Raw genomic sequence first — 16,807 nt, forward strand, 5'->3', positions numbered from 1 at the left:
TAAGTCGGGTAATTGATTCGCTTTTTTCATGCGAATCATGCGAGAGGCGCTTGACCTTCCGCCAGAATGGCGGAATCAGGTCGATTCGAAACGTTAACCCGTCCCGGCATCGACGGGAATGCAGCGATGTAAGGTACTGATCACTGGACAGGCAGTCAGCTTGCCACAGATATCAGGGTTAATCTGGACTTAACGAGAGATGCAGTTACTGGCCCGGTAAAGCGCGTTCTGGAAGGAGCGCATCCAATTTGACCGGACCGGCAGCTTACGCGGCTTTGATACTCAGCCGCTTGGAGAAAATAAAGACTATGGCGACAAAAGAAAAGGAAGAAGTCGAGACCGAACGCGAGGCCGCGACCGATGGCCCTCTGCTCGACCTTTCCGACGATGCTGTCAAGAAGATGATCAAGGCCGCCAAGAAGCGCGGTTATGTCACCATGGACGAGCTGAATTCGGTGCTGCCCTCGGAGGAAGTGACCTCCGAGCAGATCGAGGACACGATGGCCATGCTTTCCGACATGGGCATCAACGTGGTCGAGGACGACGAGCAGGGCGAGGAGCCCGAAGCCGCCGATACCGCCGCTGACGCCGAGGAAGACGCCAACGAGCTGGCCGAGCAGACCGGCACTGCCGTCGCCGCCACCACGACCAAGAAAGAGCCGACCGACCGAACCGACGATCCGGTCCGCATGTATCTGCGCGAGATGGGCTCAGTCGAGCTTCTGTCGCGCGAGGGCGAAATCGCGATCGCCAAGCGCATCGAGGCCGGCCGCGAGACGATGATCGCGGGCCTGTGCGAAAGCCCGCTGACTTTCCAGGCCATCATCATCTGGCGTGACGAGCTCAACGAATCGAAGATCCTGCTGCGCGAGATCATCGACCTCGAGGCGACCTATGCCGGGCCGGAGGCCAAGCAGGCGCCGGTTGTCGAGCGTATCGAGGAAGCCAAGACCGAGGAAAAGTCGCGCCGTTCGCGCGAGGACGAGGACGACATCACCAATGTCGGCGGCGACACGCGTGGCCTGGTGGACGATGACGAGGAAGACGATGACGAGGCGAGCCTGTCGCTGGCGGCCATGGAAGCGGAACTGCGCCCGCAGGTGATGGAGACGCTCGACGTCATTGCCGACACCTACAAGAAACTGCGCAAGCTGCAGGACCAGCAGGTCGAGAACCGGCTGGCTGCCGCGGGCACGCTGTCGCCCAGCCAGGACCGCCGGCTGAAGGAATTGAAGGACCAGCTGATCAAGGCGGTGAAGTCGCTGTCCTTGAACACGGCGCGCATCGAGGCGCTGGTCGAGCAGCTCTACGACATCAACAAGCGACTGGTGCAGAACGAAGGCAAGCTGCTCAGGCTGGCCGAAAGCTATGGCGTGCGCCGCGAGGAATTCCTCAAGGAATATCAGGGCTCGGAGCTCGATCCGAACTGGACCCGCTCGATCGGCAATTTGACTTCGCGCGGCTGGAAGGAATTCACCAAGAACGAGAAGGACGCCATCCGCGACCTGCGCGCCGAGATCCAGAACCTCGCCACCGAGACGGCGATTTCGATCCAGGAATTCCGCAAGATCGTCAACCAGGTGCAGAAGGGCGAGCGCGAAGCCGCGATCGCCAAGAAGGAAATGGTCGAGGCCAATCTGCGCCTCGTCATCTCCATCGCCAAGAAATACACCAATCGCGGCCTGCAGTTCCTCGACCTGATCCAGGAAGGCAATATCGGCCTGATGAAGGCGGTCGACAAATTCGAATACCGCCGCGGCTACAAGTTCTCGACCTACGCGACGTGGTGGATCCGGCAGGCGATCACCCGTTCGATCGCCGACCAGGCGCGCACCATCCGCATTCCGGTGCACATGATCGAAACGATCAACAAGATCGTGCGCACCTCGCGCCAGATGCTGCATGAGATCGGCCGTGAGCCAACGCCGGAAGAACTGGCGGAAAAGCTCGCCATGCCGCTGGAAAAAGTGCGCAAGGTGCTGAAGATCGCCAAGGAGCCGATCTCGCTCGAAACGCCGGTCGGCGACGAGGAGGATTCGCATCTTGGCGACTTCATCGAGGACAAGATGGCGATCCTGCCGATCGACGCAGCGATCCAGGCCAATTTGCGCGAGACGACGACGCGCGTATTGGCCTCGCTGACGCCGCGCGAAGAGCGCGTGCTCAGAATGCGCTTCGGCATCGGCATGAACACCGACCACACGCTTGAAGAGGTCGGCCAGCAATTCTCGGTCACCCGCGAGCGCATCCGCCAGATCGAAGCCAAGGCGCTGCGCAAGCTCAAGCACCCGAGCCGGTCGCGCAAGCTCAGAAGCTTCCTCGACAGCTGAGGCCGGGTGACGGATAAGCAGTTTCAAGGGCGCCGGTGGCGCCCTTTCCGTTTGGGCACAGGCGATCACGATTGAAGGCGCCGCTCTTGCGTGTCGTGCCCTACGAGAGGATAATTCCGCGACGGACGCATTCTCTGGGCGACAAACCCGGATGCCCGCCCCGGCAGTTGGACGCCGTGCTCCGTGGCACCGGAGGGAGGTGTGCCATGACAACTTACATCGTGCTGATCAACTGGACGGAGCAAGGCGCCAAAAACGTGCGCGAATCGCCGAAGCGGCTCGATGCCGCCAAGAAGCTGCTGGGAGACATGGGCGGGTCCTTCAAGGCATTTTATCTCACCATGGGGGATTGCGACATGGTGGCCGTGCTCGAAGCGCCCGACGATGCCGTCCTGGCTCGTTTCTCGTTAATGCTGGCGACGGCTGGCAACGTCAGGACTCGGACGCTCAAGGCTTTCCCGGAGGATGCCTATCGCGAGATCATCACCTCGCTCGGCTAAGCCGCGGCGCCTGAAGCGCGTCGCGCTGAACGGCCTTTGCGACGCGCTTTAAGCTCTTCTTTTTATGCATGTCGTTATCGTAAAACCGCTGCGTACCCTTTGGGCGACCTGGATCAGCGAAACCGGCCATTCCGCCGGTATCGTGTCACGTTGCGGCGCAACGGCATTTCTCGGATAATCCGTGCGTGTCCTCTGGTGCCGTTTCGAAACATGAGCAAGCCTCTGCTGACCGTCTGGTACAATACGCGCTGTCCGGTCTGCGATGCCGGTATCAGCCGGCAGAAGCGGCGACTGATCGAGGCGGTCAAGGCCGGGCGGATCGAATTTCGCGACATCAATGCCGAACCGGCGGCGCTGGCCGGATACGGCATCGGGCTGGAGGACATCCGGCGCCGGCTGTATGCGATCGACGCCGACGGCAAATTGCTGGCCGGCGCCGATGTTGCCATTGCTGTATGGCGGACGACGCCCGGCGAAGGCTGGCTCGCAACGCTGTTCGGCAATCCCGGCGCACTGCCGTTGACGCGCTATGGCTATGATCGCTTCGCCGATCTGCTCTATGCATGGAACCGGCGCAAAGGCCGCTGGTAACGGTATTATTCGCTCCGCACCGAAAGGTCCGGAGATTGTTTCCAGGCCTTTCGCGTGCCCTGCTATCGAGCCACGGGCTCGCAAAGCCAGCCAATGATGCAGCGCACCGCCGGCAGTACCGGCAGCAGCGTCGGAAAGGCCACCAGCCAGGACAGGCCCCAAGCCGTCAGCCAGGTGGCCGGCATGTCGGGCTGGAAGCCAAGGCTTTTCAGTGTCGAGATGAACGACACGATGAACGTCATCAGCAACGACAGCACCAGCGGGCCGAGCACGGCGGCATAGCGCGCAGGCAGCTTGCTGCGCGGGGTTTTCATGGTCATTTGGATTTCCCTGAAGCATCCGGTTCGTCGCCTTGCATCCATTCGCCGGTATTGTCGGCGTAACTGCCCGGAACGACCGGGGTGGATGCGTTGCTTCACGTCAGACGCTTACGGAGCGGCCTTCGGCCCTCATGCAACCTCTAGCTGCCCTCGCTGGCGAAATCAATCCTGCTGGTGCCATTTTCAGATACATCGTAAGATATATCTTGACTCGACCATGGCGGGCACTTAGTTGAGATATATCGTAAGACATAACTCAAGGAGCAGACAATGCACAAAGGCAATCATTTCGGGCATCATCGTTTTGGCGAACACGCCGAGCGCGTTTTCATGCATATGGCCGGCAAGTTCGGTGGGCGCGGCGGCTTCGGTCCGTTTGGGCATGGCGTGAGGGGCGGCGGACGCGGCGGGCCGGGCGACATGTTCCGCGCCGGGCGCATGCTGGCCGACGGCGACCTCAAGCTGATCACGCTGTCGCTGCTGGCCGAGGCGCCGCGGCACGGCTACGACATCATCAAGGCGCTGGAGGAGCGCACCAGCGGCTTCTACAGCCCGAGCCCCGGCGTGGTCTACCCGACGCTGACCTTCCTGGAGGAGGCCGGCTACGCCGTTTCTGCGCCGGAAGGCAACAAGAAGGTGTTTTCAATCACCGAGGCGGGGCAGGCGCATCTCAACGAAAATCGCGAGATGATCGACCACGTGCTCGACCACCTCGAGCGCTTCGGCCGCAAGATGGCGAAGGCGCGCGACTGGTTCGGCTGGAACGATGACGGCGACGGTGGCCGGCGCGGCCGCGGCCGCTCGGAAAAGCGCGACGAGTTTCGCGCCGTGCGCCACCGGCTGCGCGCCGCGCTCGGCGAAATCGTCGATGCGCCTGAAGCAAAGCAGGCCGAGGCAATCAGCATATTGGAAGCTGCCGCAGAGGCCTTGGAAGCGTTGTCGCGCGACTGATCTCTGGCTGCCAAGCCAGCTGCGGCCCTTGCCCGCTCGGCCAAGGACCGGTACTGAAAATCATCCTGCACCGCGCTATGTGGTGCAGGATGATTGCCGTTGGAGGATACCCCATGTCTTTTCTGAAGCGTCTTTTCGGCGGAGGCAACGAAGCCGCCGAGCCAAAGACAGCGGCGCCGGCAAAGCAGATCGAGCACAAGGGATTTTTGATCAGCGCCACGCCCTACAAGGCGGAGGGCCAGTACCAGACCTGCGGTGTGGTTTCGAAGGAGATCGACGGCGTGATGAAGGAGCACAAATTCATCCGCGCCGACCGCTTTGCCGGGCTTGATGACGCTGTCGACATCTCGATCAAAAAGGGCATCCAGCTGGTCGACGAGCAAGGCGAGAAGATCTTCGGATAGATCGGCTACTACAGCCTTGGGTCGATTGGCTCGCTTTCCAACGCCAGCACGGCGAAGACACACTCGTGAACCCGGCGTAGCGGCTGCTTGGCGACAAATCGCGTTAGCGCTTCGTGGCCAAGCGCGAACTCTCTGAGCGCCAGGCTGCGCTTGCCGGCCAGGCCGCGTTCTCGGAGGCGGACGAGATTGTCGGGCGCGTCATATTCGGGACCATAGATGATGCGCAAATATTCCGGGCCGCGGACCTTCAGCGCCGGCTGGATGAGCCCCTTCTTGCCACGGCTGACGAATAACCAATGGCAGTTGTGTGGCCCACCACAATAGGTTGTCGCCAACGAAAACAAGGGCAGGCGCCGGGCGCCTGCCCTTGTACAATTCAGATTATGCTGACGCTTTACGCCGCGGTGGCGACGCGCTCGGCATTGCCGGTCGCGGCCACAATGGCGTCGACCTTGGCCGAGGCCTTGGCCAGCGCTGCTGCTACCGCATCGGCGCCCATCCCGACTCCTTCGATGCGGATGACCTCGACATCGTTCATGCCGAGAAAGCCGAGTACGCTGCGCAGGTAGGGAATGGCGTGATCGAACTGCACGGCCGCACCTTCGGAATAGATGCCGCCCGAAGCCAGTACGATATAGACCTTCTTGCCGGTGACGAGGCCCTTGGGGCCGTTCTCGCCATAAGCAAAGCTCTTGCCGGAACGGGCAATGTGATCGACCCAGGACTTCAGCGTCGAGGAGATGTTGAAGTTGATGAAGCCGGTGGCGAGAATGACGGTGTCGGCCGCAAACAGCTCGTCCAGTACCGTGTCGGAAACGCCGACGACCTCAGCCTGGCGCTGGCTGCGCGCTTCGACCGGCATATATATGCCGGTCGAATAGTCGGGGTCGATATGCGGCAGCGGGTTGGCTACGAGGTCGCGGGCGACAAGCCTGGCCGAGGGATTGGCGGCAAGCAGCTTCTCGGCGAGTTCGGTGGCGATGCGGGTCGAGTGCGAGGCGGCGCCGCGTGGGCTGGATGTGACAAGAAGGATCGACATGATGGGTCTCCAGGGTTGGACTTAAAATCTCCCGGCAAATATGTGTGCGCAGACCCATTTGAAAAACTGGTATATTTTTTATATGATCCATCTAAATTGTGGATTGAACGATGCAACCGAACCCGACGCTTGACCAACTGCAGATACTGGTTGCGGTGGCCGAGACCGGCAGCTTCTCGGCCGCCGGGCGCAAATTGAATCGCGCGCAATCGGTGATCAGCTACGCTATCGCCAACCTCGAAGCGCAGCTCGGGCTGAAGCTGTTCGAGCGCGAGGGCACGCGTGAACCGCAACTGACCGATGTCGGCAAGGCGACGCTGGAAGATGCGCGACGCATGGTCGGCGTGCTGCAACGCATCCGCTCGCGTGTCGACGGATACCGGCAGGGATTGGAGGCGGAAGTTACGCTGTCGGTCGACGTGACACTACCGTCGCCGGTGCTGGTTCGGGTGCTAAAGGCATTCGAGGCGCAGTTCCCGGCAGTGACGCTGCGTCTGCATATCGGCTCGCTTGGCCTGATCCTCGATCATGTTGTCGGCGGACAGGCCGATCTCGGCATCGGGGGGCTTCTGGGTGAGACGGACGTGAATCTGCTTCGCATCGGCTTCATCTCCCTGGTGCCAGCTGCAGCGCCTGAACACCCGCTGGCGCTGCTGCCGAGACCAGTGGCGCTAGAGGATGTCCGCGAACACATCCAACTGGTCGTCTCGGACCAATCCGAGCGTACGCGCGGGCGTGACTATGGCGTCTTCGCCTACCGCACCTGGCGGCTGACGGATGTGCGCACCAAGCACGTGCTGATGCGCGAGGGGCTGGGCTGGGGCGGGCTGCCGCGATGGCTGATTGCCGATGATCTGGCGAACGGCCGGCTCGTCGAACTCGATCTCGAGCCTTACAGCGAAGTCCGCTCGCCGCTCTATGCCATGCATCGCGCCGATCGCAGCCCGAAACCGGCGGCCGCCTGGCTGATCGACCAGTTCAAGCGCCAGCTCGGCTGTTTCAACGAGTTCGAGCCGGGTGAGATGCCTGCGAAGGAGCCGGAGACAGGCCGTCGATCAGGGCCATGAGAACGGCGCGGTAATCCTCGATCGAAGCTCCAGCTTCAATGGCGAGCGCTGCGCGGTCGAAGGCAGCGGCGAGCAAAGCGGTCAGTGCTTCCACAGGCAATCTCTTCGTGGAGTGCGACCGCATCGCGGCGATAAGGCCCTCGCGCAGCGAACGGTTGCCATGGCGATTGTCGATCGCATCCATGGCGGCGCGGCCGAGCACGGCCGGGCCATCAAGCAGCAAGAGTCGGGTGCGGCCGGGGGCACGCATGGCAGCCAGATAGGCATCCGAGCCGGCAATCAGCGCATCGTGGGCAAATAGCGAAGGCGGCGACGCGCGTTCGATCTCTTCCGCGATGGCTTGCGCCTCCTGTTCGACCACAGCGGCAAACAGCGCCTGCTTGTCGGCAAAGTGATGATAGAGCGCGCCGCGCGTTACGCCAGCAGCGGCGACGATCTCGGGTGTGCTGGTCTCGGCATAGGACTTTTCGGTGAACAGTTTTCGCGCTGCGGCGATGAGCTCGGCGCGTGTCGCCTCGGTGCGATCACGATTGGAGCGACGAGCGAATCCCTGTTGCATGCATGCAGCCTGTATGTTAGTTCAATTTACATGCAGACTGTATGTTATTCGCCGGGAGAAGGAAAGATGAGGACGACGAGCTATTATCCGGTGCTGATGACGGGCGATGTTGCCGGCACTGCAGCCTTTTATATCGCGCATTTCGGCTTCAAGCCGCTGTTCGAGGCCGACTGGTACGTCCATCTGCGCTCGGCAGAAGATCGTCGCGTCAACCTCGGCATCGTCCAGGGCGATCATGAGACGATCCCGAAGGAGGGGCGGGGCCGCACCTCCGGCCTGCTGATCAATTTCGAGGTCAGGGATGCGGATGCCGTCTATGAGCGGATCACCGCCGCCGGGCTACCGATCCTGCGAACGCTGTGCGACGAACCCTTCGGCCAGCGCCACTTTATCACCAGGGATCCCAACGGCGTGCTGATCGACGTGATCAAGCCGATCCCGCCGAGCCCGGAATTCCTAGCGCAATATGCCGATGGCGCGGCGGGCTGAGCGAGACAGCGGCCGCTGGCAGGAACTGTCCGCAGACGCGACGTGAGGGCTTTAGCCGCGTGGCCGGTCACGCCTTTGCGGTTTATGCTTTGGGGTTAATCAACCCTGGGCCTTCTCCATGCGTGAAATCTGCCTTGTCCGCGCACCCTCCAACCTTGGCCTCCGCCCGCTCCGGCCGGGGCATATTCCGGGGACCTGGCGCGCGCCGCAGGCGCTTACCGAAGCCGGCTTGGTCGAGATGCTTTCGCCCGCCAAAGTGGTTGATCTTGATCGGCCCGCCTATAGCACCGAGCCACAGCCGGGCACCCGGCTGCGCAACGGCAACGCCATACGCAGCTTCAATCTCGCACTCGCCGAAATCGTTGCCGGCGCGCTGGGACGAGGCGAGTTTCCGCTGGTTGTGGGCGGCGACTGCGCTGTCCTGCTTGGCGCGCTGGCCGCAGCACGGCGATCTGGTCCGGTTGCGCTGGTCCATGTCGATGGCCACAGCGATTTCCGCCATCCGGGCAATTACGACGTCAACGCCTCGCTCGGCTCGGCCGCCGGCATGGACCTTGCGCTCGCAACCGGACGTGGTGAGCCGTTGCTGACCGACTGGCCCGGCATCGCAAGACCGCTTGTCGCGGACGAACAGGTGATACAGATCGGCGAACGCGAGAACCGCAACGCCAACTTCGCCTGGCCGGACATCCATTCGACCGCGATGACGTTGATCGACGTCTTTGCCGTGCGCGAGCTTGGCGCGGCGAAGGTCCTGGACAAGACCTGGAGCACGTTGGCGCGAACCGGCTGGCCCCACTGGGTGCATTTTGACGTCGATGCGCTCGATCAGACAGTGATGCCGGCAGTGGATTCACCGGGCAGCCCCGGCATCGATCCTGACGATCTCGTCGACATTCTCACGGCGCTGGTGGCGGATCCGCGCTGCACCGGAATGGATATGACCATTTTCGATCCGGATCTCGATCCGACCGGCGAATTGGCCGCGCTGCTGGTGTCGCTGCTTGGCCGGATCTATGCGCCGCGATAGAGCCTGCCCATCCCGATAGGTTCGGGATGGGCTCTATCTTGTTTGACCATGATGTTGTCCGAAAAACCGGTTCCCACTTTTGCTGCGCTGACCTTCGGTTCGGGATCAAGGTCGAGCACTCAGCTTCGCGCCACTGGCATCACCGTGACCTGAGTAATGCCGGAGCGGCGCACCACCGTGCACAGCGTCTCGTGGCCGATGCGCTCGGCGTCGAGCATGCGCACCAGATCGTCGACACCGGTGACCGGGCGGCCGTCGATGGCGGCAATGATGTCGCCTTCCCTGAGGCCGGCCTTGTCCGACGGGCTGTTCTTTTCGACGGTGCGCAGGCGCACCGCCGTGCGGCTCGATACTTGCGACAAAAGGGCTGCGCGGCGCGGCAGGTTGGTGGTGTCGGCTGAAACGCCGATGAAGGCACGGCGCACGCGGCCGAAGCGGATGATTTCCGAGATGACGAAATTGGCCGTGTTGGAGGCAACCGCGAAGGCGATGCCTTGCGCACCATGGATCATCGCGGTGTTAACGCCTATCACCTCGCCGGCCGAGGACACCAGTGGTCCGCCGGAATTGCCGGGGTTGAGCGCGGCGTCGGTCTGGATGACGTCGTCGATCAGCCGGCCGGTGGAGGCACGCATCGAGCGGCCGAGTGCCGAGACGACGCCAGTGGTGACGGTCCATTCGAAGCCGAGCGGGTTGCCGATGGCAATTGCAATCTGGCCGCGCCTCAAACGCTTGGAATCGCCGAGCGGCGCAACGTCGGCAAAGTCACCGTCGGCGCGCACCAGCGCAATGTCGGTGTCGGGGTCGCGGCCGAGCACGCGGCCTTCCCTGGAAGCGCCGTCCGGCATTGATACGCGCACGCTGCGCGCATCGCCGACGACGTGGAAGTTGGTGACGACCAGCCCGTCCGGCGCGATGACGAAGCCGGAACCATGGCCGCCCGGGCCACCGATGCGCTCGATGCGGCAGACGGCGGGCCCGATGCGGTCGACGGCATCGGCGACCGTCGCCGAATAGGCATCGAGAAGGGCATCGTCATATTGCAATTGCTGAGCGGGCAGGGCCACCTGAGGACTCCGTTTGGAACAAGATGAACAATGCCTATATGTGCGGAGCAGCCGGACCGGCCGCGACCTGACCAGATGGCCAGTCAAATGCTCAACTAGCCGTCAGGCGAGTATCCGCCAACCCCCGCCGGGCGATATCTGGGTCACGAAGAACCCAGGAGACAAATCATGAGCGATTTCAATCTGAGCATGTTATCCGACGCCATTGCCGACATCGCGGCAGCTGCGGCACCAGCGACGGCCAGCTTCGCGACGCACCAGCGGACGTCAACTGCTTTCCACTGGCGGGACGGCTATTTCGTCACTGCCGAGGAGGCGGTCGAGGCCGGCGAGGAGATCGAGCTGACGTTTTCTTCGGGCCAAGCCGTCAAGGCCGAACTGGTCGGCCGCGACCCGTCCACCGGCACGGCCGTTTTGAAACCGGCCGGCGCGCCGAGCGCCCCGTCACTGGTAAAGGCGGAGGCGGTGCGGCCGGGCAATCTGGCAATCATCGCGGGCAATAGTGACGGTACGTCACTCGCCACCTTCGGCACGGTCGGCGAGGTCGGTCCGGCCTGGCGCTCGATGCGGGGCGGCACGATCGACCGGCGCATCAACCTTGCCGTCAATGCCGGCGGCCGTTTCGAGGGCGGCCCTGTGCTCGACGCCAAGGGCGGACTGATCGGCATGCTGCTGTTCGGGCCACGCCGGCGGGCACTGGTCATGCCTTACGAAACGATCGAACGGGCAGTCACGACACTGCGCGAGAAGGGTCATGTGGCGCGCGGCTATCTTGGCGCCGGCCTGCATCCGGTCCGCAATGGTGATACACAGGGCGCCATGGTGATGAGCCTGGACGATAACGGCCCGGCGAAAGCAGCCGGTCTCAGCCTCGGCGACATCATCGTGTCGTGGAACGCAGAGGCGGTGCATGGCCCGCGCGAGCTGATCCGCAAGCTCGGGCCAGACAGTGCCGGTGCCCTGGTGACACTCGGCGTGGTGCGCGGCGGCGAGAATCGTGAGGTTTCCCTGACCATCGGTGAAAAACCACTGAGCTGAGGGATAGATGGTAAGCGGTGAGGTCGCTGGCAGACGGCTGACGGTGCTGATCGCGCTCGCTGACGCCGAGCGCGCACGAAGTCTGTCCGCGGCTCTCGCCGCGACCGATGATCTGCGGCCGGTTCTGGCGGGCGATGTCGACGGGCACGGGGCGGCGGATGTCGCCATCGTCGATGACCATGGAGTACAAGGCGGTCTCTTCGACGCGGCTATGCCTCGCGTGCTGCTATTATCGCGAGCGGCCCGTGAACGGCCGGCCGATACAGTGTTTGCCGTGCTGCCGGTGCAAGCGGACGAGTTGCTGATCGCCGCCGCCGCGCGGCTGGCGGCGGCGGGCTACCGGATTTCGCGCGACAGCCATGCTCTATCCGATCTGCATCACGATTTGACCTTCCACGACAGCGGCCGGTTCGAGGAGGAACCAACTGACGAGCATATCGTCCGGCCGACGCTTTCGCCGCGCGAAAGCGAGGTGCTGGCGCTGCTGGCCGAAGGCGCGCCCAACAAGGTTATCGCGCGACGACTGGACATCTCCGTGCACACGGCGAAGTTCCACGTCGCGGCTATCTTGACCAAGCTCGGTGCCGTCAACCGCACCGATGCGATCGCCATCGCCATGCGGCAAGGCTTGGTGCTGGTCTAACGTGGATCAAAGGGCCGGTTCGATGTCGGTCAGCCGGAAGTCGTCACCCTTGAACAACAATGGCATGGCTTCGAGACGGGCCGTAGCATAAGCAATGCAGTCGCCGAAGTTCAGAGCGGCAGGATGCCGGCCTTTGCCGTAGCGCAGGAAAGCCTGACGGGCGACAGCGGCGTGGTCGGCCGTGAAGGGTATCGTTTCGATCGAGGCAGTGCGCAAAAAGGCTTCGAAACGATCGATAATCTGATCCTGCCAGCGACCGACAAGCACCATTGTCGTTTCGAGCAATGTCGGTGCCGCAAGCAAACGTCTTTCAGCCTGGGCGATTGCCAAAACGAATCGATCGTAGCCCGGTTCCGCGCGCAAGATGGCGACCAGCGCCGAGGAATCGATGATCATCGCGTCGGGATGCCCAGCTCATCGTAACCGAGAATTTCATCTTCGCTCATCGCGTCTTCGCGCTCCGGTATTCGTGCGGCCCGTTCGGCAATGGCCATCAGACGTTGAAAGAGATCACCGGTCTCCTCGCGGGGCACAAGCCGTTCGCGCGCAACTTCCCGCTCAAGGCTTTGACGGACGGCCTCCGTCACCGATACCCGGCGGCGGCGGGCGAGCTCACGCGCCAATTGCTCGACCTTGGTATTCTTGATAGACAAAGCCACTTATATATTCTTCCTGTTTAGGTAGAATATAACAATTTTGCTCGGCGATTCAACGCGTCTCACGAAATCCACAACCCTCCGTGGCGTCACACCGTTACGGCCGCAGGCCCTTGTATCCGTCGTTGGTGCGGGCAAGGATCGCAAAGAGAAAAGATAGCGGAAAAGAGCGTAGCACAAGGAGACGCAACGATGTCGCTCAAGGGAAAGACGCTATTCATCTCCGGCGGGTCGCGCGGCATCGGACTGGCGATTGCGTTGCGCGCGGCGCGCGACGGCGCCAACGTGACGATCGCGGCCAAGACCGCCGAGCCGCATCCGAAGCTGCCGGGGACGATCTACACGGCGGCGCAAGAGATCGAGCAGGCCGGCGGCAAGGGGCTGCCAGCGCCGTGCGACATCCGTGATGAAGCGCAGGTCGCCGAAGCCGTCGCCAAGACCGTGGAGAGGTTCGGCGGCATCGATATTTGTATCAACAATGCCAGCGCCATCCAACTCACCGGCACGCTGGAGACCGACATGAAACGCTACGACCTGATGCACCAGATCAATACGCGCGGCACTTTTCTCGTCTCCAAAATGTGCATTCCATACTTAAGGTTGGCGGAAAATCCTCACATTTTGAATCTGGCACCGCCGCTCGACATGAAGGCCAAATGGTTCAAGAACCATGTCGCCTACACGATGGCGAAGTTCGGCATGTCGATGTGCACGCTGGGCATGAGCGCCGAGTTCGCCAGGGATGGCATCGCGGTCAATTCGCTATGGCCGATCTCTACCATCGACACGGCGGCGGTGCGCAACCTCTTGGGCGGAGCGACGGTGGCAGCGATGAGCCGTTCGCCCGACATCATGGCCGATGCGGCATACGCCATCCTGGTCAGGCCGTCGCGCGAGGCGACCGGCAATTTCTACATCGACGAAGAAGTGCTGCGTGCCGAGGGCGTCAGCGATTTCTCGACCTATGCGCCGGGCGCGACAGGCCCGCTCGCCGGCGACTTTTTTGTGCCGGACGAGGTGTTCGGGCGGACTGATACCAAAATCAAAGCTATCTACTGACGGAAGTATCTACCTACAGAAGTATCCTCAAAAGACCGGCACAGACGCATGCTCACTCCCCGGCTTTCTTGGCTTTGCCCAGGCCCATCAGCCGGTCGATATAAGCAAGCATGAATGCCGAGGCGACGAAGGCCAGATGAATGATGGTCAGCCACATCAGCTGGTCGGTCGTGTAGGAGACCGAGTTCAGGAACACCTGCAAGAGGTGGATCGAGGAGATCGCTACGATTGTCGAGGCGACCTTGACCTTCAGCGAGCCGACATCGATCGTGCCCAGCCAATGCACCTTGCCGTCATTTTCATCGAAGCGGCTGACGAAGTTTTCGTAGCCCGAGATGATCACCATCACCACCAGTGAGGCGACCAGCGCGGCATCGATGAGGCCGAGCATTTTCAGGATGGTGTCGGTGTCATCGAGCGTGAAGGCGACAGGAACGAACTCGAACAGCTTCTTGCCGAAGGACACGGCATAGATGGCAAGTGCCGCGCCCAGTCCGAGATAGAAGGCGACCAGCAGCCAGCGCGAGGCGAGAATGATCGATTCGATGGCAAGTTCGATGCGCTTCATGTGACGGTTCCGGGCTTCTTTGCGGAGCGCCGTATTTCGGGCAGGCTGCGGCGGTTTGCAAGGTCCTAAAAAAACGAAACCCCGCCGGGAGGGGACCGGCGGGCTCGCGTGTCCCGCTGGAGTCGGGGCAGGGCAGGGAAGCCATGTCCAGAATTTGGGATTGGTAGCCGCGCGTTTCAAGATTGATGACCGCGCGACTCAATGGTTGATCGAATCGCGCGGTTCACATTGCGGTTTATTGGGCGCTGGCCACCGGCGCCACCAGGGGGGTAATCCGGCGGATGGCGACGCGCCGGTTCTCGCGATTGGGTCCCGACGTGTTGACCTTGAGATACTCCTCGCCATAACCCTGCGTCGTCAGGTTCTCCGGCGGGATGCCAAAGGCATTGGTCAGAGCTTCGGCGACCGCCTCGGCGCGGCGGTCGGACAGAGCGAGGTTCGCCTCCGGCGTGCCGACTGCATCGGTATGGCCTTCGATCAGGAAGGTCTCGGCCGGGTTTTTCTTCAGCAGCTTCTCCATGGCGTTGGCAACACCCTCCAGCTTCTGGACCTCGGTGTCGGAAATCGAAGCCGAACCGAACTCGAAGTTGAGCGTATCGAGGTCGATCCGGCGGGCGATGTCACGCACTCGGGCCGAGCGCTTGACCTCGTCGACCGAATAGAGGCGCTGGACCCTCTCCACCGGCGGCCGTTCGAGGAAGGTGTAATAGTCGTCCGGATCCTCGACCTCTTCGGAATCCAAAATGTACTCCTCTTGCGGAATGGTAAGGCGCATCGGCGGCAGGTCGTCGCCCGGGTCGCGCCAGTCTGCATCATCGTCATAGTAGCGCTCGTCGACATAGCTCAGCACATATTCGCGCCCGTCAGGCGCGATGCGTGAACGCTGGATGACGTCGCCGTAGCGGTTGCGGATAGTGACGATCCGGACACCATTGTCACGCTCGACGATTTCCCGGGTGCGATCGCCCGACAGGTCCTCATAATAGACATTCCTGGCGCCGCGGTGCATGCGCGGGGCATCGCTGCTTTCCACGAAGGTCTGGTTGTTGAACTGCAGGATGACGCGGTCGCCGAATTCCCTGACGACGTTGGCGCCCTGCGGGCGCGGACGGCGGCGAACATCCTCGATGTCGGGCGCACGCTCGACGCGCTTGCCTTTTTCCTCGGTCACCGGAACGATCTTTTCAGGCTTGATCTCCTGCTGGGCTGCCTTGTCGTCGGTAGGTGGCGGTCCCTCCTCGATCGGAGCAGGCTTCGGGGCTTCCACCTGGTTCTCGCCCTGCTGGGCTGGCTGGTTGCCCTGCTGCTTACCGGCATTTTGGCCGCGCTCCTTGCCGCCCTTGCGCTTGCGCAAGACATCCTTCTGGCTGTCCAGTATGGGCGCGTCGTTCGGGTTGGCGGCGGCTTCGCCCTGAGCAGGGAGCCCACCCTCGGCGGGTGCTGCCTGTTCGCCCGTCGTCGTGGGCTGCTCACCGGTTGCGGGCTGCTGTTCGCCGGTCACCGGCTCTTCCACAACGGGCTTCTTGCCACGCTTTTTCGCCTGGTTCTCGGGCTGTTCGCCTTGAGCAGGAGCCGCTTGCTTCTCGGTTGGAAGTGGCTCGGCCTGTGGGAGAGGCTCACCGGCGGGGCGTTCCTTCTTGCGCGGCGCCTGTTCGGCCGGTGCCGCCTCGATCTGCTGGTCTTGCTTGTTCTTCCTCTTGCGCGGATTGACTTGCTCGTTGTTGTCGTTCGCGGGTGCAGCCTGCTCGGCCGGCTGTTCGGCAGGCGCGGCCTCCTGCTGTTGCTGGTCGCGCTTCTTTCTCCTCGGCTTGAGCTGCTGCTGATCGTCGTTCGCGGGTGCAGCTTGCTCGGCCGGCTGTTCGGCAGGCGCGGCCTCCTGCTGCTGCTGGTCGCGCTTCTTCCTGCGCGGTTTGAGTTGCTGCTGATCGTCGTTAGCAGGCGCGGCCTGCTGGTCAGCCGGAGCGGCTTCGATCTGCTGCTGGTCGCGCTTCTTCCTGCGCGGTTTGAGTTGCTGCTGATCGTCGTTAGCAGGCGCGGTCTGCTGGTCAGCCGGAGCGGCTTCGATCTGCTGCTGCCTCTTCTTCCTTCGTTGATTTCCTTGCTGCTCTTCGCCGGAAGGCGCGAGCTGTTCAGCAGGCGCGGATTCACTCTGTTTTTGCTGCTCGCGCTTGTTCCTGCGCGGCTTCTGCTCGGGCTCGCCCGATTGTTCGGCGGGCGCCGCTTCGGATTGTTTTTGCCGGTCGCGCCTCTTGCCGGGCTTCTGTTCCGGCTCCGACTTTCCGCCTTGAGCGCAAGCTTCGGCCGATTCGCCCTCGGCACAATTCGACTGCGCCGGGATAAACATTGCGCTGTTCCGGGCGGGGCCGAATGCAGCATTGCCTTGCAGCGGGAACGCGCCTAACGGCGCGGACGCCATCAACAGGCCAAGCGCCGTGCCTGCCAGAATCCGTGGTTGGCGTTTCATCATAAACACTCCTTGTGGCGTCCCATCCGTGC

Annotated in this window: 20 protein-coding genes; 11 read left to right on the top strand and 9 right to left on the bottom strand. The window is 62.5% G+C overall.

Annotated features, from left to right (window positions below; all coding sequences use genetic code 11):
* Positions 1–308: 308 nt before the first annotated feature.
* The 3 genes from rpoD to NKJ13_RS02895 all read left to right on the top strand — a co-directional run bounded on the left by rpoD (position 309) and on the right by NKJ13_RS02895 (position 3,421).
* The gene (rpoD, locus tag NKJ13_RS02885; RefSeq protein WP_023678297.1) at positions 309–2,330 is read left to right on the top strand and encodes an RNA polymerase sigma factor RpoD; all 2,022 of its coding nucleotides are present in this window, start codon (positions 309–311) and stop codon (positions 2,328–2,330) included.
* Positions 2,331–2,536: 206 nt separating this feature from the next.
* The gene (locus NKJ13_RS02890; protein ID WP_352450720.1) at positions 2,537–2,830 is read left to right on the top strand and encodes a GYD domain-containing protein; all 294 of its coding nucleotides are present in this window, start codon (positions 2,537–2,539) and stop codon (positions 2,828–2,830) included.
* 210 nt (positions 2,831–3,040) lie between these two features.
* On the top strand, positions 3,041–3,421 hold the full coding sequence (locus tag NKJ13_RS02895) for a thiol-disulfide oxidoreductase DCC family protein (RefSeq protein WP_352738975.1): 381 nt from the start codon (positions 3,041–3,043) through the stop codon (positions 3,419–3,421).
* A 62-nt stretch (positions 3,422–3,483) separates the two neighbouring features.
* On the opposite strand, the gene NKJ13_RS02900 is transcribed toward NKJ13_RS02895, so the two are convergent.
* Complete coding sequence (locus NKJ13_RS02900) at positions 3,484–3,741, bottom strand: DUF2798 domain-containing protein (protein ID WP_352738977.1); 258 nt, start codon at positions 3,739–3,741, stop codon at positions 3,484–3,486.
* A 270-nt stretch (positions 3,742–4,011) separates the two neighbouring features.
* On the opposite strand from NKJ13_RS02900, the gene NKJ13_RS02905 reads away from it, so the two are divergent.
* Positions 4,012–4,692, top strand: a complete 681-nt coding sequence (locus tag NKJ13_RS02905; protein WP_352738978.1) for a PadR family transcriptional regulator — start codon at positions 4,012–4,014, stop codon at positions 4,690–4,692.
* Positions 4,693–4,805: 113 nt separating this feature from the next.
* The gene (locus tag NKJ13_RS02910; protein ID WP_023678291.1) at positions 4,806–5,096 is read left to right on the top strand and encodes an HlyU family transcriptional regulator; all 291 of its coding nucleotides are present in this window, start codon (positions 4,806–4,808) and stop codon (positions 5,094–5,096) included.
* 8 nt (positions 5,097–5,104) lie between these two features.
* Here NKJ13_RS02910 and NKJ13_RS02915 read toward each other — a convergent pair whose 3' ends face one another.
* Together NKJ13_RS02915 and NKJ13_RS02920 are read right to left on the bottom strand one after the other, a co-directional pair.
* Entirely contained in the window at positions 5,105–5,440 is a 336-nt protein-coding gene (locus NKJ13_RS02915) for a hypothetical protein (RefSeq protein WP_352738979.1), read from the bottom strand.
* Between the two features lie 50 nt (positions 5,441–5,490).
* Positions 5,491–6,135 carry an FMN-dependent NADH-azoreductase gene (locus tag NKJ13_RS02920; RefSeq protein WP_254820355.1) on the bottom strand — a complete coding sequence of 215 codons (645 nt, stop codon included), beginning with the start codon at positions 6,133–6,135 and terminating at the stop codon, positions 5,491–5,493.
* A 110-nt stretch (positions 6,136–6,245) separates the two neighbouring features.
* Here NKJ13_RS02920 and NKJ13_RS02925 point away from each other — a divergent pair, with 110 nt between their 5' ends.
* Positions 6,246–7,202 (top strand): LysR family transcriptional regulator, encoded by a 957-nt coding sequence (locus tag NKJ13_RS02925; RefSeq protein ID WP_352738983.1) that lies wholly within the window; start codon positions 6,246–6,248, stop codon positions 7,200–7,202.
* Here NKJ13_RS02925 and NKJ13_RS02930 read toward each other — a convergent pair.
* Entirely contained in the window at positions 7,135–7,761 is a 627-nt protein-coding gene (locus NKJ13_RS02930; protein ID WP_352738984.1) for a TetR/AcrR family transcriptional regulator, read from the bottom strand. The two genes, NKJ13_RS02925 and NKJ13_RS02930, sit on opposite strands and share 68 nt — an antisense overlap.
* A 66-nt stretch (positions 7,762–7,827) precedes the next feature.
* Between NKJ13_RS02930 and NKJ13_RS02935 the strand changes: the two genes are divergently transcribed.
* On the top strand, positions 7,828–8,250 hold the full coding sequence (locus NKJ13_RS02935) for a VOC family protein (protein WP_352704230.1): 423 nt from the start codon (positions 7,828–7,830) through the stop codon (positions 8,248–8,250).
* 118 nt (positions 8,251–8,368) lie between these two features.
* Positions 8,369–9,280: an arginase family protein gene (locus NKJ13_RS02940; protein WP_352477778.1), complete on the top strand. Its 912-nt coding sequence runs from the start codon at positions 8,369–8,371 to the stop codon at positions 9,278–9,280.
* 119 nt (positions 9,281–9,399) lie between these two features.
* Here the strand turns inward: NKJ13_RS02940 and NKJ13_RS02945 are convergent, their stop codons facing one another.
* Entirely contained in the window at positions 9,400–10,347 is a 948-nt protein-coding gene (locus NKJ13_RS02945; RefSeq protein WP_352506773.1) for a S1C family serine protease, read from the bottom strand.
* A 168-nt stretch (positions 10,348–10,515) separates the two neighbouring features.
* Here NKJ13_RS02945 and NKJ13_RS02950 point away from each other — a divergent pair, with 168 nt between their 5' ends.
* Together NKJ13_RS02950 and NKJ13_RS02955 are read left to right on the top strand one after the other, a co-directional pair.
* Positions 10,516–11,385: a S1C family serine protease gene (locus tag NKJ13_RS02950; protein WP_352738986.1), complete on the top strand. Its 870-nt coding sequence runs from the start codon at positions 10,516–10,518 to the stop codon at positions 11,383–11,385.
* Between the two features lie 7 nt (positions 11,386–11,392).
* A complete protein-coding gene (locus tag NKJ13_RS02955; RefSeq protein WP_352506775.1) occupies positions 11,393–12,028 on the top strand; it encodes a helix-turn-helix transcriptional regulator in 636 nt (211 codons plus the stop codon).
* A gap of 6 nt (positions 12,029–12,034) precedes the next feature.
* On the opposite strand, the gene NKJ13_RS02960 is transcribed toward NKJ13_RS02955, so the two are convergent.
* Positions 12,035–12,424, bottom strand: a complete 390-nt coding sequence (locus tag NKJ13_RS02960) for a type II toxin-antitoxin system VapC family toxin (RefSeq protein ID WP_352506776.1) — start codon at positions 12,422–12,424, stop codon at positions 12,035–12,037.
* Complete coding sequence (locus NKJ13_RS02965; protein WP_352738988.1) at positions 12,421–12,687, bottom strand: type II toxin-antitoxin system VapB family antitoxin; 267 nt, start codon at positions 12,685–12,687, stop codon at positions 12,421–12,423. Before NKJ13_RS02965 ends, NKJ13_RS02960 begins: the two co-directional genes overlap by 4 nt.
* A gap of 189 nt (positions 12,688–12,876) precedes the next feature.
* On the opposite strand from NKJ13_RS02965, the gene NKJ13_RS02970 reads away from it, so the two are divergent.
* Entirely contained in the window at positions 12,877–13,743 is an 867-nt protein-coding gene (locus tag NKJ13_RS02970; RefSeq protein ID WP_352506778.1) for an SDR family oxidoreductase, read from the top strand.
* 52 nt (positions 13,744–13,795) lie between these two features.
* Here NKJ13_RS02970 and NKJ13_RS02975 read toward each other — a convergent pair whose 3' ends face one another.
* Positions 13,796–14,311 (bottom strand): TIGR00645 family protein, encoded by a 516-nt coding sequence (locus NKJ13_RS02975; protein ID WP_254820365.1) that lies wholly within the window; start codon positions 14,309–14,311, stop codon positions 13,796–13,798.
* Between the two features lie 235 nt (positions 14,312–14,546).
* Positions 14,547–16,775, bottom strand: a complete 2,229-nt coding sequence (locus NKJ13_RS02980) for an OmpA family protein (RefSeq protein WP_352739036.1) — start codon at positions 16,773–16,775, stop codon at positions 14,547–14,549.
* Between the last annotated feature and the right edge of the window lie 32 nt (positions 16,776–16,807).

The organism is Mesorhizobium sp. M0174 (assembly GCF_040322275.1).
GTDB lineage: Bacteria > Pseudomonadota > Alphaproteobacteria > Rhizobiales > Rhizobiaceae > Mesorhizobium.